The sequence below is a fragment of the Nonomuraea purpurea genome (assembly GCF_042650645.1).
In the GTDB taxonomy this organism is placed as follows: Bacteria; Actinomycetota; Actinomycetes; order Streptosporangiales; family Streptosporangiaceae; genus Nonomuraea; species Nonomuraea purpurea.
This window is the reverse complement of record NZ_JBHSBI010000006.1, coordinates 342114-358900: the sequence shown is the minus strand read 5'-3', so window position 1 is coordinate 358900 and position 16787 is coordinate 342114. Positions and strand designations below refer to the sequence as shown.

Annotated in this window: 16 protein-coding genes and 1 pseudogene; 6 read left to right on the top strand and 11 right to left on the bottom strand. The window is 69.1% G+C overall.

Annotation, left to right across the window (positions count from 1 at the left end):
* Window positions 1-20: 20 nt before the first annotated feature.
* Entirely contained in the window at window positions 21-1199 is a 1179-nt protein-coding gene (locus ACFOY2_RS15175) for a hypothetical protein (RefSeq protein ID WP_379528629.1), read from the bottom strand.
* A gap of 420 nt (window positions 1200-1619) precedes the next feature.
* On the opposite strand from ACFOY2_RS15175, the gene ACFOY2_RS15170 reads away from it, so the two are divergent.
* A complete protein-coding gene (locus tag ACFOY2_RS15170; protein ID WP_379528628.1) occupies window positions 1620-2306 on the top strand; it encodes a hypothetical protein in 687 nt (228 codons plus the stop codon).
* Between the two features lie 296 nt (window positions 2307-2602).
* Here ACFOY2_RS15170 and ACFOY2_RS15165 read toward each other — a convergent pair whose 3' ends face one another.
* The 4 genes and pseudogenes from ACFOY2_RS15165 to ACFOY2_RS15150 all read right to left on the bottom strand — a co-directional run.
* Window positions 2603-3973 (bottom strand): serine/threonine-protein kinase, encoded by a 1371-nt coding sequence (locus tag ACFOY2_RS15165; RefSeq protein WP_379528627.1) that lies wholly within the window; start codon window positions 3971-3973, stop codon window positions 2603-2605.
* A 67-nt stretch (window positions 3974-4040) separates the two neighbouring features.
* Entirely contained in the window at window positions 4041-4535 is a 495-nt protein-coding gene (locus ACFOY2_RS15160) for a hypothetical protein (RefSeq protein ID WP_379528626.1), read from the bottom strand.
* 547 nt (window positions 4536-5082) lie between these two features.
* A complete protein-coding gene (locus tag ACFOY2_RS15155) occupies window positions 5083-5538 on the bottom strand; it encodes a TetR/AcrR family transcriptional regulator (protein WP_379528691.1) in 456 nt (151 codons plus the stop codon).
* A pseudogene (locus ACFOY2_RS15150) lies at window positions 5512-5583 on the bottom strand (TetR/AcrR family transcriptional regulator); the annotation flags it as partial. The pseudogene ACFOY2_RS15150 and the gene ACFOY2_RS15155, both read right to left, overlap by 27 nt.
* Before the next feature lie 70 nt (window positions 5584-5653).
* Here ACFOY2_RS15150 and ACFOY2_RS15145 point away from each other — a divergent pair.
* From ACFOY2_RS15145 to ACFOY2_RS15125, 5 genes are all read left to right on the top strand, one after another.
* Window positions 5654-5950 carry a hypothetical protein gene (locus ACFOY2_RS15145; RefSeq protein WP_379528625.1) on the top strand — a complete coding sequence of 99 codons (297 nt, stop codon included), beginning with the start codon at window positions 5654-5656 and terminating at the stop codon, window positions 5948-5950.
* Window positions 5951-6103: 153 nt separating this feature from the next.
* Window positions 6104-7435 carry an ABC transporter substrate-binding protein gene (locus ACFOY2_RS15140; protein WP_379528624.1) on the top strand — a complete coding sequence of 444 codons (1332 nt, stop codon included), beginning with the start codon at window positions 6104-6106 and terminating at the stop codon, window positions 7433-7435.
* Complete coding sequence (locus ACFOY2_RS15135; protein WP_379528623.1) at window positions 7435-8334, top strand: carbohydrate ABC transporter permease; 900 nt, start codon at window positions 7435-7437, stop codon at window positions 8332-8334. Before ACFOY2_RS15140 ends, ACFOY2_RS15135 begins: the two co-directional genes overlap by 1 nt.
* Window positions 8331-9161, top strand: coding sequence for a carbohydrate ABC transporter permease (locus ACFOY2_RS15130; RefSeq protein ID WP_379528622.1), 831 nt, complete (start codon window positions 8331-8333; stop codon window positions 9159-9161). Before ACFOY2_RS15135 ends, ACFOY2_RS15130 begins: the two co-directional genes overlap by 4 nt.
* A gap of 33 nt (window positions 9162-9194) precedes the next feature.
* Complete coding sequence (locus tag ACFOY2_RS15125) at window positions 9195-11351, top strand: family 43 glycosylhydrolase (protein ID WP_379528621.1); 2157 nt, start codon at window positions 9195-9197, stop codon at window positions 11349-11351.
* Between the two features lie 150 nt (window positions 11352-11501).
* Here the strand turns inward: ACFOY2_RS15125 and ACFOY2_RS15120 are convergent, their stop codons facing one another.
* From ACFOY2_RS15120 to ACFOY2_RS15095, 6 genes are all read right to left on the bottom strand, one after another.
* Window positions 11502-12026 (bottom strand): restriction endonuclease, encoded by a 525-nt coding sequence (locus ACFOY2_RS15120; RefSeq protein ID WP_379528620.1) that lies wholly within the window; start codon window positions 12024-12026, stop codon window positions 11502-11504.
* Between the two features lie 262 nt (window positions 12027-12288).
* Window positions 12289-12849, bottom strand: coding sequence for a hypothetical protein (locus tag ACFOY2_RS15115; protein ID WP_379528619.1), 561 nt, complete (start codon window positions 12847-12849; stop codon window positions 12289-12291).
* 203 nt (window positions 12850-13052) lie between these two features.
* Window positions 13053-14474 carry a hypothetical protein gene (locus ACFOY2_RS15110; protein WP_379528618.1) on the bottom strand — a complete coding sequence of 474 codons (1422 nt, stop codon included), beginning with the start codon at window positions 14472-14474 and terminating at the stop codon, window positions 13053-13055.
* 31 nt (window positions 14475-14505) lie between these two features.
* Window positions 14506-15345, bottom strand: a complete 840-nt coding sequence (locus ACFOY2_RS15105; protein ID WP_379528617.1) for an ABC transporter ATP-binding protein — start codon at window positions 15343-15345, stop codon at window positions 14506-14508.
* Entirely contained in the window at window positions 15342-16130 is a 789-nt protein-coding gene (locus ACFOY2_RS15100) for a zf-HC2 domain-containing protein (RefSeq protein WP_379528616.1), read from the bottom strand. The genes ACFOY2_RS15105 and ACFOY2_RS15100 overlap by 4 nt, the downstream gene beginning before the upstream one ends.
* Window positions 16127-16702: an RNA polymerase sigma factor gene (locus tag ACFOY2_RS15095; protein WP_379528615.1), complete on the bottom strand. Its 576-nt coding sequence runs from the start codon at window positions 16700-16702 to the stop codon at window positions 16127-16129. The genes ACFOY2_RS15100 and ACFOY2_RS15095 overlap by 4 nt, the downstream gene beginning before the upstream one ends.
* Window positions 16703-16787 lie beyond the last annotated feature (85 nt).

The following is a 16787-nucleotide window of genomic DNA, read 5'->3' as shown; positions in this document are numbered from 1 at the left end:
CTGGTCGCCTTGGAGACGGCTCAGTAGCCCCATGCGGTCCCGCATCGCCCGAAACTCCGTGAACCGAAGGTGCCTTCGGTCGCTCTGCCGAAGGCGTCGATGCCGTTCAGGCAGGCGTATCGGGGTTCGTCGCCTGTGCTGAAGGTGTGCAACGTGAAGGTTCCCTCCGGGTCGGGTGGGATGCTCTTGGTCACGTGCATCGGCCTGCCCTCCGCGAACGAGAACATGATGGTGCTCGGCGGCCGACCCTTGCTCATCATGCCGTAGCCGGTCCGGCCGTCCGGATTCATGACCGCGCTGGTGACCGTGCCGGTACCGTCCGGTGGGCGGAACAGCACGCGGCCGGCGAGCAGATCGGTGCCGGGCGCGTCGGTGTCGAGGGCGCGCACCGTGACGTTGCCGATGGCGTCGCCGGGTGGTTCGGCGGTGCCGTCAGGCGAAGGCGGCGGTGTACGGGCGTTGACGTCACCGGTGGTGTAGCCGAGCGTCCGGCTGTCGCGGGCCCAGACGATCTCGCCGATGACCGACGTCCCGCCCGTGGTCCAGGTGCGGTGGTGTCCCGTGGCGGTGTCGAGCACGGTCAGCGTGGCGCTCGGTGGGCTCGCGGCCTGTGGCGGGGACGCCGCAGCCGGTGGCGTCGACGGATCGTCGGCGCACGGTGCCGTGGTGTAGGCGATCCGGCGGCCGTCCGGGCTGATCGCCAGGCCCGCCACCAGCGCCGGAGCGATGCCCCCTGGCACCGGCGTGACCGCGGTCGCGTGCCCTTCGCCGGTGAGGCGGAAGCGGTAGAGCCGGGACTCACACGGTTCGGCCCGGGAGGCGGCGACCACGAACGTTCCGCCCGGACCCGCGACGATCTCCTGGGCCTGGCCCGGGGACGGCGACGGCGACCGGACCGAGTCGGTCGGCCGCTGCCCGTAGTTCTTCTTCACCTCGTATACCTGAAGCCAAGGCTCCTGCGGAGGACTGTTGGCGCCCACCATGATCACGAAACGCGGCGTCCGGGTAGGTGCGGGCGGTTCGGTCTCGTACGTCGTGAGCGAACCGCGGCCCGGCTCGTCCGCCAGGAGCCGCACCCCGACGGCGACGGTCACCACTACGACGATGGCCAACCCGATCGGCGCCGTCCATCGCCACACCCGCCGCTTCCGTGCTTGCCCGTCCGCACCTCCGGAATCCTCGTCCGGTTCATCCGTCATGTATGGATCATCCCGCGCCTGCGCACCCGCCGCGGCGGACGACCACGCCGAGCACCCGGTTCGCCGGGAGGAAGCCGAAATGGCGAGCGTCGAAGGAGCCCGCGCGCCTGTCACCTCGGCTTCAAGACGCCAAGGGCCGCTCGGCGATTCTGTGCCCGAGGAACCCGCGAAACAGGGAAAATAGACTCCGCGAAACAGTGAAAACTCAGCCCGCGAAACAGGGAAAACCTGGTCTGCGAAACAGTGAAAAGTCGCGCTCCGGCGCAGTCAATCCCCAGGTGAGGGCAGTCAGGCATCAAGTTGGCGACAGCGGCGCATCGTGTCCTCGCGGGCTCCTGTCCCAGCGCCCGCAAGAGCCTTACCAGGACTCACTCAGTGCCCAGCCTGCTCATGCCGCGGGGCGGCCCCTACGCTCGCCCTATGATCAATTTGACCCCTTACGAGCAGACCTGGATCGACGTCCTGGACGAGCTGAAGAACTGTCCCGGGATCGAGGTCCTCAACGAGTACAGGGAGATCGACCCCGAGATCGAGGGTGCCGAGACCAGCCTCGATACCATCTCCGTCGCCACGGGTATGCCGTTGGGGGCCTCCTTCCGGGACTGTCACTTCCGGTTCGAGTATCTCGGCAGCGCCTGGCAGAGCGCCAAAGGCGAGGATCACTTCGTCGCCGGAGAGTTCTGCCTGGAGGCCCTGGAGACTGCCGTGCTGAATCGGCAGCCGCTCAAACTGTGGACGGATATGACACCCGAGCAAGAACGGCTTCAGTCTGAACTCCGGTGCATCGACGGAACGCCCGAGTGGGGCACCGGCCATCTTGCCGCGCTCCGGGTGCAGCCAGGCGTCGAGCAGCCCGAGATCTGGTTCGACAAGACCGGCGACCACTTTTACAAGCTGGACCTGGACTACCAGGGCTATCTCGACGCCCTGCGCGTCACGAAGGGCACCTTCGGCTGGCAGTACCTGTTCACCGAGTCCTCGCTCAGGGGCAACGACAGCACGGTCGCCAGGCTCCGCACGGTGCTCGAACTGTTTCCCGACTGGTTTCCCGACCACGACTACAAGCCGCTCCGGCAACGGCTGGACATGGCTCTCAAGCGTCGTTGAGGCAGTGGAAGGCCAGGTGCCGCACGCCCCGCCGGTGAACTGACCAGACCCAACCCCGCGTGCCGTGCCGCGCGACGCGGTACGGCGAGGCCGCGTCACGGGGAGCGGCTGCCGTCGCCGACAAGGATCCGACAAGGGCGCGGCAACCACGACCCAGCGGCGGGCAGCCCAAAGTAGCTATGCGTAGTCGTGGCGTGGATTACGGCGACTTTCGGTACCTGTGGTGGTCAGCCTCGGCGGTAGGGGTCGCGGCGGGCTTGCCAGTGGGTTGGCGACCGGGCAACGCGTGTCGGGTTTCACCTGTCGTCCGACACCGGAGCGTTCTTCCCACTGACCAGGCCGGCACGAGCCATGATTGCTGCGGTACCGACGCAGGCCAAGGTGACTACCATGCCGACCGCAGGTGGCATCTGGAACTTGGTGAACATCTCGAAAAACCCTGCGAAGGCGAAGCACGCACCGACACCGCCGACGAGGAAGCCACAGACAGCAGCGACGGAGGCGGCCGTTCCAAGGCCACCACGCGCCTCTTTGGCGGCGATGCGCGCCGCGGAAGCGCAGAGCAACGCCAGCCCCAGCGTTTCCAGCAAAGCGATCAGCCCCGCGACCGTGCCGAGAGCGGGCATGCTCTTGTCATCGAAAAGGGCGTTGAACGCCCAGAAATTCCCGAAGACCGCCCCGTAGACGCCGATAAGGCCGAGCCAGATGAGAATCCCGTAGGCACCCCTGCGGGACGATTCCCGCACCTTCGCCGACGGGAGCGGGGTCGTGCCTATCTTCGTGGGGGGTGGGGTGGGCTCGTCTGCCGATGCTGGGGGCTCGGGTGCGCGGTCGAGTTGCCGTAGTGCCTGGGCGAGGTCGGTGGCGTTCGGGTACCGCTGGGCGGGGTCCTTGTGCAGCAGCGTCAGCACGAGGTCGTCCCAGGCGGGTGGGATGCCGGGCGACACCGAGCTGGGGGTGGGAGGTTCCTGGGTGAGGTGAGCCGACAGGTAGCCCACGGTATCGGGGGCCTGGAACGGCAGTCGGCCTGTGATCAGTTCGAAGAGGAGGCAGCCGAGCGCGTACAGGTCGCTGCGCGGTTCCGGGAAACCACGTGCCTGTTCAGGGGCCATGTACGGGGGTGTGCCCACGATGAAGCCGGTCTGGGTGAGCCGCTCGGCGGTCGCGTAGGGGTCGGCCGCCCTCGCGACGCCGAAATCGAGGACCTTCACGGTGCCGGAAGGCGTGATGAGGATGTTGGACGGCTTGATGTCCCGGTGCATGATGCCGGCGTTGTGCGCGTCAGCAAGTGCGTCACATATCTGGGCGCCCCAGCGGGCAGCGTCCGGTGACGTGACGGCGCCTCGCCGCAGCATCGTGTCCAGGCCCTCGCCCCGGACCAGCTCCAACACCAGGAACGGGACCCGGTCGTTCCCCATGCCGGTCTCGCCGAGGTCATGGATGGTCACGATGTTGGGGTGCTGCAGCTGGGCGGTGATCCGTGCCTCGCGCAGGAACCTGGCGCGTGCCTCGTCGCCGCGGCTTCCGCCGCCGGCGAGCAGGGAGATCACCTTGACCGCGACGGGCCGGCCCAGCACCTCGTCCTGCGCTTCCCATACTTGCCCCATGCCGCCTTCGCCGAGCTGTCGTACCAGCCGGTAACGGCCCCCGAGGAGTTGGTCTCGCACTGCTACGCCTCCGCCGTTTCGAACATTCCTGTCCCTCCTGTTGGCGAGCCGCCTCCCCTCTCACCTGCTATTTCCGGTGGACGCGGCCCCTTTCAATCGCGGCGACCCGCTCGGCGGGGATGCCCCACGGTTCGGGCACGCCGACCTGCGCGTCCAGGTCCCACAGGACGCATCGCTCGCTGGGACGAGCCACCATCGACCAGGCGACGATGGTGCGGCCCAGCTGATCGCGCATCGAGCCTGCAACAGCCGTGCCCGGCAGGCCACCGCCCTCAGGATGGTGATGCAGGTAGCGGCCGTACGCGGCCGAGCAGAACGCCGTATACCGCGCGGTGCACAGAATGAACCCGTGCCACGCCTCGTCAACGGCGTGCGACGGCATGCCGATGATCCGGTTGTCGCGCATCGCCGCGCCGCAGCAGCGCAGCCACTGCCGCAGCCCGGTCTCGACAAGCTCGCGAGGTTGGTAGGGGCACGTCTTGAAGACGGCATCGGGCAGGTCCAAGCCATCGACGACCCGGGCCATGCGATCGATGCAGATTTTGCGGCGTATCGAAAACACCCCCACCTCCCTGCCGGAAGCAGGATTCACTATATCGATGGAGATGATAATTCTGATCGGGCTCGGCGCTCTTCTCGTCTGGTGGCTAGTTCGAAAGGCCGACAACGACGCGAGCCAGAAAGACAAGTGGGACAACACCGGCGGCGGGGGCGGGGATTCTGGCGGTGGGGACGGCGGTTGCGGCGGTGGTTGCGGCGGCGGGTAGGGTGCGCCGGTAACCAGCGGGGACGACGTGCTCGGCGTGGACAGGCGTACGCGTGTCGTCGACAAGCTTCACCGTCGTGCATAGGAGTACGGACGAACGACTACGGGCCGCGCAAATGTCAGTACTCCCCTGTTATAGGACGCTATTTCCCCGAGTCGCGCGTGCACGCGAATTCGGAGACTGACAACGAGTTTCGGGACGATCGTTCCTGCGGAAACGCGATCAGCGCACGATCGCCGACAGCCGTCCCATAAACGACCAATTCCAAGCTTCGCGTCGCGCTCCTGCCGATATGAGTGTCGAAGGCACCTGGGGTAGAGCGCGCGGTGGGTCGAGCGATTCTCAGGAGAGCGGCCAGTTGCGTAGGGCGGCGTCGGCCAACTCCTGGAGTTCATCGCGGGCGACACCGCTCGCGGCCTGCACGGCGATACCGAACGCCAGAGTGGTGACGTAGCGGGACAGGAGCCCCGGATCGGTTTCCGGAGGAAGGTCGCCGTCGGCGACGGCTCGCTGGAACCGCTCTCGGACGCAGGAGTAGGAATTGTTTCGCCAGGCGACGAGAAGGTCGCGGACTTCACGCCCGGAGTCGCTGGCGGCCGGGGCGCCCTGGACGCCCAGGCACCCGTGCGGATGGGCCGGGCGGGTAGTTGTTCGAACGGTGCCGGCCAGGATCGCGGTGGCGACGCCGAGGGCGGTCGGCTCCTCCAGGGCCTGTGTCAGGTATGCGCTCGGGCCTTCGGTGTAGCGCTCCAGGGCCTTGCGGAACAGTTCCTCCTTGTTGCCGAAGGCTGCGTACATGCTGGTGGTGGAGATGCCCATCGCGTCCGCCAGGTGGGCCGTGCTGGCCCCCTCGTAGTGCTCTTCGACGGTGACCGTCTGTCAGTCGGTCCAGGCTCCTGCGGCAGCGGTCGTCTTGACGTACTCCGCAAAGGATCGTGGCTGGCGGCCGAGCGCGCGCTGCATGGCCGTCCCGGGTGAGCGCGGCGGTTGCGACGTCGGCGATGTCGTCGGCGTCGACGAACGCCTCACGCCCCTCTCCGGTGGGCAGCGCCAGCTCACCGGCACGCAGGGGCTCCACGAACAGGTCCTCGCTGAAGTTCTGCGCGAACCAGGCCGGCCGCAGGATCGTCCACTCCAGGCCGGTCGCGCGCAGGGCCGGCTCGACCGGCTCCTGATGCGGCTCCGCCGCGCCGCCCGAGCCGCGTCCTAGGCGACTGTGGGACGTCCGTGCAGGCAACCCCGGAAACGACGGACTCGCCCCTGCTGATTTACAACGATGTAACGAATTGGTTCGGCGCTGTTTACAACGTTAGATACAACGATGTACAACGAGGCATCACCACATGGGCAGGAGTGATGAAAGATGTCCCTGGATGACCTCACCCGGCGGCGCGCGCTCGGACTCGGGCTCGGCGCCCTGGTTCTCACCGGATGCGGCGGGGGCGGCGGCCCGAGACAGGCGGCGCAGCAGACGGGGGCGCAGGCCACGGCCGCTCCCACGGCCTACACCGGCCCCAACGTCGCGCTGAGCTTCTGGAACGGCTTCACCGGCGGCGACGGCCCGTACATGAAGCGGCTGATCGAGCAGTTCAACGGCGCGCACCCGAACATCAAGGTGACGATGAACGTCTACCAGTGGTCGGACTACTACGCGAAGGTGCCGGGCGCGGTAGCCGCAGGTCAGGGGCCTGACCTTGGGATCATGCACGTGGACAGCGTGGCCACGAACGCCGCTCGCCAGGTGGTGCTGCCCCTTGACGACGTGGCCAAGGCGCTCAACCTCACCGAAGCGGACTTCTCTCCGCCGGTCTGGCAGGCCGGGGTCTACAAGGGGGCACGGTACGCGATTCCGCTCGACGTCCACCCGCTGGGGATGTTCTACAACAAGACCGTCCTGTCCAAGGCCGGGCTGGACCCTGAGGCCCCGCCCAAGACGGGCGAAGAGTATCTGGCGGCGCTGGAGACGCTGAAGAAGGCGGGCGTGCAGGGGCACTGGGCGACGCCGTTCCCGTTCACGGGCAGCATGCAGTTCGGCAGTCTGCTGTATCAGAACGGCGGCCGGTTGTTCGCCGACGACGCCAGTGTGTCGCGCTTCGCCGAGGATCCGGGCGTGCAGGCGCTGACCTGGCTGGTCGAGCTGATCAACAAGGGCTACAGCCCCAAGAACGTGGGTCAGGACGCCGACTTCATCGCGCTGCGCAACGGCAAGGCCGCCTTCAACTGGAACGGCATCTGGTCGATCAACACGCTGCGCGAGGACACGAAGCTGGAGTGGGGCGTGGCGCCGCTGCCCCAGGTCGGCACGCAGCCGGCGGCGTGGGCGGGTTCGCACCAGTTCGTGGTGTTCAAGCAGCGCACGCCCGACCAGAACAAGCTGGCCGCGGCCAAGGTGTTCATCAACTGGATCGGCGGCCACTCCATCGAGTGGGCCAAGGCGGGACAGGTTCCCGCGCGTAAGTCCATCCGGGACGGCGCCGAGTTCCAGGCGCTGAAGGAGCAGGCGGCGATCGGCTCGCAGATCGACCACCTGTACTTCCTGCCGTCCGTGGCCGGCATCGGCGAGGCCTCGGCCGTCGTGGACCAGGCCATCAACGCGGCGATCCTGCTGAAGAAGAGCCCCAAGGACGCGCTCACCGAGGCGGCCGGCAAGGCGGACAAGATTCTGGAGCAGAACCGCAAGAAATACGGCGCCTGATGGCAACGACCACCGCGTCCCGGTCCAGGCCGCTCACCTGGTCGGGGCGGGCCACGCCGTACCTGTTCCTGGCCCCGTACCTCCTGCTGTTCTCCGTGTTCGTGCTCGCGCCCGGGCTGATCGGGCTCTGGGTGAGCCTGCACGATTGGGACTATCTGCTGGAGAACCGGCCCTTCGTCGGGTTGGCCAACTACACGGCGCTGTTCGACTCCGGCTCGGCCGTCTACGCCGACTTCTGGATGGCGATGCGGGCCACCGGGATCTTCACGGTGCTCAGCGTGCCGTTCCTGGTGGTGCTGCCGCTCGGGATCGCGCTGCTGCTCAACCGGCCGTTCCGGGGCCGGACGTTCTTCCGCGGGTTGTTCTTCGCGCCGTACGTGCTGGGCGTGGCCGTCGTCTGCCTGATGTGGCGGCTGCTGCTCGACCCGAACCTCGGCCTGATCGACTGGGTGCTCGGCAGCGACATCGCCTGGACGACGTCGCTGCCGTGGGGCTGGGTCGCCCTGGTGGGCGTCACCGTGTGGTGGACGATCGGGTTCAACGGGGTGATCTACCTGGCGGGCATGCAGGACATCCCGCGTGAGCTGTACGACGCCGCCAAGGCGGACGGCGCCGGCAAATGGGCGGAGTTCTGGCACGTGACCCTGCCCGGGTTGCGGCCCGTCGCGCTGTTCGTGGTGACGACGACCATTCTGGCCTCGGCGAACATGTTCGGGCAGTCGTACCTGCTGACGCAGGGCGCGCCGGGCGGCGAGACCAGGACCGCGATCATGTACATCATGGAGCAGGGGCTCCGGCAGTACAAGATGGGCGGCGCGTCCGCGATGAGCTACGTGCTCACGCTGGTCCTGATCGTCCTGAGTGTGCTGAACTTCCGGCTGTTCAGGAGCCGGTCATGAGGCGGGGAACGGCCGTCGTGCGGCGTTACACCGTGCTCCTCGCGCTGGCTGTGCTGTTCATCGCGCCGCTGGTGTGGGCGTTCGCGACGTCGCTGAAGACCACGTCCGAGGCCACCCGGATGCCGCCGACGCTGCTGCCGGTCGAGCCGACGACGGCGGCGTACGGCACGCTTTTCGAGGGAACCACGCAGACGCCCGTGTTGCGGTGGTTCGCCAACAGTCTGATCGCCGCCACCCTGCACATGGTGCTCGTCCTGGTCGTGTCGTCGCTGGCCGCCTATGCGCTGGCGCGGCTGGAGTTCCGGGGCAAGGGGCTGATGTTCGGGATGATCGTCGGGACGCTGCTGGTGCCGGGGTTCGTGTTTCTCATCCCCTCGTTCCTGATCGTGGACTCGCTCGGGTGGCTCGACAGCCTGACCGCGCTGATCGTGCCAGGGGCGGCGGGCGCGTTCGGGGTGTTCTTCCTGCGGCAGTTCTTCCTCGGGCTGCCGCGCGAGCTGGACGAGGCGGCGCTGATGGAAGGGGCCAACCACTGGCAGATCTTCCTGCGGATCACGCTGCCGTTGTCGCGGCCGGCGCTGGCCACGTTGGCGGTGCTGAGCTTTCTGGGCAACTGGAACGACTTCCTCTGGCCGGTGTATGTGATCTTCAGCCCTGAGTACTTCACGTTGCCGCCTGGGCTGTCGATTCTGCAGGGCGCTTACACGATCGACTACCCGGTGATCATGGCGGGGGCGGCGCTGGCGAGCATTCCGGTGTTGATCCTGTTCGCGGTGACGCAGCGGTACGTGATCGAGGGCATTTCGCGTAGTGGGTTGAAAGGCTGATATATGCAGACAGCAGCAATTGTCGCGTTGGTCATGTCATTGGTCGCCGGGCCGGCCTCGGCCGGGGCGCCTGGCTCTTATGTGAATCCCGTGTCGGCCGGGTTCGCCGACACCTTCGCCGATCCGGCCGTGGTCCGGGGGCTCGACGGTTACTGGTACTCCTACGGGACCTCCGATCCGCTCCGTGAGGGCGAGGGCAAGCATCACCGGCTGCCGATCGCCCGCTCCAGCGACCTGGTGAAATGGACGTACGTGGGGGACGCGTTCGGCGAGAACGAACTGCCGCCGTACGCCGAACCGGGCAGCATGCTCTGGGCCCCCGACGTCCGCTACCTGGACGGCCGGTACGTCATGTACTTCTCGGTCACCAACACGACGGGCAACCCGCACCAATGGGACTACTCCATCGGCGCGGCCACCGCACCGACGCCGACCGGCCCGTGGACGCACCAGTCCGCGCCGGTGGTGGCGCCGCGTCCGTCCGGGAACTCGTTCTGGAACACGATCGACCCGGCGCAGTTCACGGACGTGGACGGGCGTCGTTATCTCTACTTCGGCGGATTTTTCGGCGGATTGTGGGTCACGGAGCTGTCCGCCGACGGGCTGCGGACCGTCGGCCAGCCGACGCAGGTGGCCATTGACAACAAGTTCGAGGGCTCGTACGTCGTCCGGCGCGACGGCTTCTACTACCTGCTCGCCTCCTCGGCGAACTGCTGCGCCGGTCCCACCACCGGTTACTCGGTGCTGGCGGGGCGGGCGACCAGCCCGCGCGGGCCGTTCGTGGACAAGGATGGGCAGCCGCTGCTCGCCTCCCGCGCGGGCGGAACTCCCGTCGTCAACCAGAACGGCAACCGCTGGATCGGGGTCGGCCACCATGCGCAGCTGACGGACCTGTCCGGTCAGGACTGGATGCTGTACCACGGCATCGACCGGGACGATCCTTTCCTGGACGGGCCCTACGGCATCAATGAGCGGCCGATGCTGCTCGATCGACTCGACTGGATCGATGGGTGGCCGGTGGTGCGCGCCGGGGCCGGGCCGTCCGATCGGGCCGGGGAGACGCCGCCTGTCACGCGCGGGGCGGTGGACGAACGGTTCGACGGTGATGGTTTGTCGGGTTGGCGTGGTACGTCTGGCTGGGCCGTTCACGAGGGCTATGTCCGGCGCACCGAGGGCCGAGCCACACTGACCGCCAAGCGCGGCGTCGGCGGCGACTTCCGCGCCGAAACCGACCTCCGCCTGCCCGGCGCCGGTACCGCAGGGCTGCGGATCGGTGGCGCGACGGTGGTGGTGTCCGGCGATGGGCTGACCGTCACGGCGGGGCGGGCCCAGCAGACGGTCGCGTTGCCGGGAGGGGCGGGCTCCTGGCGGAACCTGGCCGTCACGGTCAAGGGACGCACGATCACCGCGCAGGTGACCTCGGCCGACCGGCTCGGGGACCCGCAGGCCACAGTGCGTCTCGACTCGCCCGTCCCGCTGTCGGGCACGTTCGGGCTGGTCGCCGAGGGAGCGGCCGACTTCGACAACGTCAGCGTGGCCACGCTGGCCAAGCCGGTCACCCGCCCTGCGCCGATGCCCCAACCGGGCAGGCTGCTGGACTCGGACGAGTTCGACACAGACCAGGGCACCTGGGAGTGGGTGCGCCAGGATTCCAACGCCCGCGTCTCCGGCGGTGTGCTGCGCTGGCCGGTGCAGGGCGCCGACCTCGTGGGGACCGGCAACACGGCGAGCGTGATGCTCCGCACCCCGCCCGAGGGCGACTACATCGCGGAGACCAAGGTGACCCTCGACCTGGGGGAGAACGCGATACGCAACTACCAGCAGGCCGGTCTGGTCGCGTACGTGTCCGACGACGACTTCGCCCGGCTCAGCCAGGTGGCCATCTGGAACACCCGCCAGGTGGAGTACGGACGGGAACTGCCCTTCGCCGACCGCCTGTCCTACGGCGGCAACATCGTCGGCCCGCCGGCGAAGACGACCTGGCTGCGGTTGGCCCACCACGTCGATCCGGCCAACGGGGAGCACGAGTTCCGCGCCGCCTCCAGCCGGGACGGCAAGACGTGGACCTGGGGCGGCGTGTGGACGTTCCCGAAGGGCAAGACGCCGCGCATCGGATTGGTCGCCCATGGGGGTGCCCAGCCTGCGGTCGACGCCGAGTTCGACTACGTCCGCTTCTATCGGACGAAGTGATCGTCGAGGGGACCCGGAGCCTGAGCCGAGGGTCCTCTCGGTCACCTGTCGTGGACCATTCGCGCACGCCCCGGCAGCCGGCCGGGGCGCTGCCGGGTTCACTGCTGGAGGGCGCGGCGTACGCGGGAACGATCCAGGTGGTCGTGACGCTCAGCCGACCGGCTCCCCTCCTCCGACCAAGGGTCTTCGACCGGGGAGGAGGGTGATCTTGCCGGTCAGCCAGTCGGCCAGGCCGTCGCGTTCGACCAGGACGAGGCGTTGGCGGGCGTTGAGGGCCTCTTCGCGCGCCTGGCGGGTGAGGCGGCCCGAGGTGATGAGGACGCCCGTGTGCCCGTCGAAGGCGTTGGCCAGGGCGCCGAGGAAGTTGCGCACCTCCGGGGCGCCGACCGTGCGGGTGTAGCGCTTGCACTGGATGGCGTAGCGGCCTCCGCCTGGGGCGACGGCGACGATGTCAACACCGCCGTCGCCGCTGCGGCCTCTCTCCCTGACCCGGTGGAAGCCTTCGTGGATCATGCGCTCGGCGACCAGGTGCTCGAATTGGGAGCCGGTCATGACGTCGACCTTGGCCAATTCGGTGTTGGCGGCGAGGAACTGCGCGCGACGGGCCTCGATCATGCGGAAGCGCAGGAAGAGCCCGCCACCGAACATGACAATTGCGGCGGCGGCGATCGTCATCGCCCATCCTGGATATTTCGCGATGAAATTCGCTACAAGCCCCACAATGCAGATGGCTGCAATGAGGCTGAGCAGCCAGAACAGCTCGTTTCCGGATGATTTCCGCCGCTTTCGCCCGCGTCGAGAACGCCTCGCCATCGATTCCTCCTGAGGGGACGGTGTCGATAGCGAGTATGAAGTGTGGGTCCGACAAAATCTGCGGCGGATGGGGTGGCCGAAAATTGCCGTCCGTATGGCGGATAAGGGGATGCCGTTTTCGGCGTCAGCGGCGGAGGTCGCGGCAGGCGAAAGTCAGCCAGGCGTACGGCAGAGGAAGCGCCATGAGCCAGAAGCGGTGTGCCTCGTCCCAATGGCCGAAACCGCAGGTCGGGGGCCAGAGACGGACCTGGTCCGGGAGCAGGATCGTTCCCAGCACCAGCGCCAGCTGGACCACCACGGCGGCCATGGCGGCCTGGCGCCCTGGCGCGAAACGGACGGCGGTCGCGGCGGCCGCAAGCGCGATGCCGAGGCAGACGGCCATCTCGATGAGCAGGTCGCCGACCGGGAACAGGGCGCCTTCCGGGAGACGGGACAGCGTGAACGCGAACGCCGTCAGCCAGATGGCCGTTGCCGCGCCGCCGGTCAGGAGGCAGCGCAGCGCCTGGCGTACCCAGCGGGGGACGGGGGCCGCGCCGAGGTCGGCCGACATGGCGTCCACGAGGGCGAAGGCGGCGGCCGAGCCGAGCAGGGTGCCCGTGATGCGCATCAACAACAGGGCGGTGCCAGAGGGCAGGGGATCCCCTGCGTTCACGCCCGCGAGGAGGACGGCGGCGAATGCCGTCACCAAGGCGAGAGGGGTCCAAGCGATGGCTCGGATGAGCGGGCGCAAAAGGAGGGCCGCCGATCGGAAGCGGGTCATCGGCCGGACGGGGGCCGCCGAGCGGGCGCGACGGGAAAAAGGGCTTCCGGTGGAAGCGTTGGCGCCGGTCGAGGGGGAAGGCGTGGCGCGAGGGGAAAGGGCCGGTGAGGGGCGTCGGGTTGACGGGGTCACGGACATGGGCGGGCTCCTGTCGGTGCGGCGTGGGTTCGCGGCAGGCCGAGGAGTGGCAGGGCCTGATCGATGGTCGTGGTGGGTTTCATGAGCGTGTCCCAGTGGGCCTGCACCTTGGCGCGGGCGTCGGGCGTATGGAGCAGGAGCTTGGCGTATGCGACCTCGGCCGGCCCCCAGCGGAGAACTGTCGAGCGGCCGAAGTCAGAGCCGGCGCGGAGTAGGCGCGGTGGTTCGGGCGGTGCCACCTGGCCGATGATCCAGAGCATTACGACCGTGCGCGCCTGGCCGTAGGCGTCACAGCCCACCCTGGCGGTCCCCACGGGGATCTTGATGTCGGCCGCCCACGACGCCACATCCTGGGCCAGCAGGATGCGCTGATCCGGGTGGCCCCATGCCATGGTGGGGCGGATCTCGGGTGGGTCGGTGTAGAGCCAGGCCATCGACGTCTGCTGGACGCTCGGCAGGCGGGCGCGCAGGTCGGCGGGCAGGACGTCGGCGGCCGGTCGTACGACGGACTCCCACAGCGGGATCCACGGCTCGTAGCCCTTGTAGGCGCAGTAGGTGATGCCGTGACGGGTCGAGCAGCGGCGGGCGTCCGGGCCGAAGTAGCGCTCCCGGACGCGCGGGTCCACGTCCGACAGGCTCAGTGGCCTGCCCACGGGAAAGCGCACGATCGGCGGTTCTGCGGCGGCGGTGGCCCCCGACGGCACCGCCACTGCCAGGGCCGCCACCACGGCTGCCAACGGTACGATCCGCAGGCGGTGGCGCAGGAGCGCGAGTCCGCCGAACACGATCGTCAGCGCCACCACGTACACCAGGTGGACGGCGGACGGCCGGTCGGGCCAGTCCGGCCGGTCCTCCTGCATGACCGGCAGCAGCCAGCCCGCCGCGCCGTTCTGGAAATTCGTGAAGATCAGGAAACCGAGTACGGCCACGACGATCGGCCCGGCGATCAGCCACCGCGCCCACCTTCCGATGGCCGCCCCCAGTGTCGCGGCGAACATCGAGGCGGCCACCGCGGTCAGCGGCTCCCACACGTCGAGCTTGCCCCCGGCCGGGCCGCTCAGCAGCCGGATCGCCAGGTAGCCGCCGACGGCCACCGCGGCGGCCAGTCCGGCGACGAGCGGTGTCGCGAGCAGGATCGCCCGCGTCCGGTGCTCGGCCCGTCCCGGCAGGCCCGCCAGGCTCTCCGGCATCCCGTGCCGTCCGTCGCGCGAGACGGCCAGGGAGGCCACGATCAGCACCGCGCCGGCCAGACAGGTGGACAGCCCGGTCGCGTGCACCGGATCGACGCTCAGGTCGGGTTGCTGGTCCCAGCTCAGGTACGTCTGCAGCGCCAGCACCAGGGCGGTCGCGCCCCAGACCAGCGGATGCCGCGCCATCCTGAGCGCCTCGAACAGGAACAACGCCCGCGTCATGCGCCCACCTCCCCAAACAGCACAAGACACGTCATGCGGCCGCCTCCCCGAGCAGCACCAGATACCCGTCCTCCACCCCGGGTGCCGTCGCGTCGGCCGCCGGTGGTCGTTCGCCGAGCGTGCGGTAGCGCCTGTCCGCGGTACGCCAGAACATCCGGGACGCGACCGGCGCCGAGTCCGACAACCACACCTGACCGGCAGCGACGTCGGCCAGTTCGCTGGGGGTTCCGTCGAAGATGCCGCGGCCGTCCCGCATGACGATCACCCGCTCGCACAGCGCCGCGACGTCCTCCGTCTGGTGCGTGGACAGCACGACGGCGTGCCGTTCACCCAGCCGTGAGACCAGCGCGCGGAACGACATGCGCTGCTCGGGATCGAGGCCCACGGTCGGCTCGTCCAGGATCAGCAAGTCGGGCGAGCCGAGCAGGGCCTGGGCCAGCGCGAGCCGCTGTCGCATGCCGCCCGACAGCTTGCGGGCCTTCGTCTTCGCCTGCTCGGTCAGGTCCACCTCGGCCAGCACGCGGCGCACCTCTGCGTGCCGCCGGGTCCTGTCGGTCATCTCCTTGAGGATGGCCACGTAGTCGACCAGGTCGAAGGCGGTGAAGTGCGGGTAGTAGCCCGGGTCCTGCGGGAGGTAGCCGAGTCTGCGGCGCAGCGCGGTCCGCTGGACGGGGTCGGAGGGGGACAGCCCGAAGGCCTCCAGCGAGCCGCCGTCCGGGGCCAGCGTGGTGGCCAGGCAGCGCAGCAGCGTGGTCTTGCCGGCGCCGTTCGGTCCGAGCAGGCCGGTCACGCCGGTGCCGAGGGTCAGGTCGACGCCGTCGAGGGCGCGTCTGCGGCCGTAGGTCTTGGTCAGGTTTCTGATTTCGATCATCGATGGCTCACTCTGGAGAGTCGGAACGTCAGCAGCAGGGCGGCGCCGCCGTACAGGATCTGGGCGAACGGCCCGAAAGCGGTCAGCCAGTCTCCGGTGAAGCGGCCCGCGCCGACGATGGCCAGCCACGTCCCGCCCATGGCGAGCGCGGCGATCGGCACGGGCAGCCGGTTCGACAGGGCCAGGCACCCCGAGGCCGCGGCCAGCGAGGGCAGCAGCCAGGCGGCGCTCATGCCGGGGGGCGCGGGCAGCAGCGGCGAGGCGAGCGCGGCCAGGGCCGTCGCGACCGCCAGGACGGCGACCGAACGCGTCAGCAGCAGCCTCGGCCCGGCCAGCGGCGTGGCGGCCAGTAGTTCGTGGGCGGGATCGACGCGCGGCCCGTACGCCAGCGCGATTCCGGTCAACGGCAACACCGGCGCCATGATCAGGAACGCGGGAAGCAGCTTGGCGTCCTGGTGGGCCGCCGCCACCGCGAATCCCAGGGCCGCCACCACCGCGAGCAGCCATGCCCGGCTCATGGTCGGCGTTGCCGCCAGCAGCCTGGCCAGGTGGTCGGGCACGCCGCCGTGCCGCAGCAGGCGTTCGCGAAGGCTTGGGCGGGGCGTGACCACGGCGGCTTCCAGCCGTTGCCAGGACGCGTCCAGCCATTCCCGGTCGCACGGCACCGAGGCGCGGCACCGCGCGCACTTTTCGAGATGGGCGTCCACGGACATGGCCAGAGCGGCTCCGAGCGTGCCGGCGAGGTAGCGTTCGCGCAGATCGTCGGGGATGTGCCAGTCGTTCATGAGAGCTCCTCGCGCAACCGGGCCCTGGCCCGCATCGCGCGGGTCTTGACCGTTCCTTCGGGGATGCCGAGGAGGCTCGCGGCCTCCTTGGTGGTCAGGCCGTCCAGCACGGTGGCCTCGATGACCGCGCGCAGTTCGGGGGAGAGCCTGGTCAGGGCCTGGCCCAGGTCGCCGTGCTGGACGCCGAGCAGGACGACGTCCTCGGCGGAGGCCGAACTCGCCGCGGCGGAGGAGGGTTCGACGCCGCTGCCGATCCAGCGTGAGCCCCGGCCGCGCAGGGCGGAGATGAGCCGGCGGATGGCGATCGTCCACAACCAGCCCGCGGGGTTGTCGCCCGTGAACCGGTCCGCCGTCCGCCACACCGCGAGGAACGTCTCCTGGAGGGCGTCGTCGATGACGTCCGGGTCGGCGCAGCGCCGCGCCAGCCTGGCCCGCAGCCATGGGGCGTGGCGTTGGTGGAGGATGCGCAGCGCGGCGGTGCTCCGCACGGCGACGGCGGCGATGAGTTCGGCGTCGCCGCTGTCCGCGCCGACGTCCGGGGGTTCGTGCCGCCTGAAGGAGAACGGTCTCACGCTTGATCTATCGCAGCGATGGTACAGCCCGGTTCGCCCTAGTGACCGTCGATCATGTGTGATGTACCGTCACGATTGACGCGAG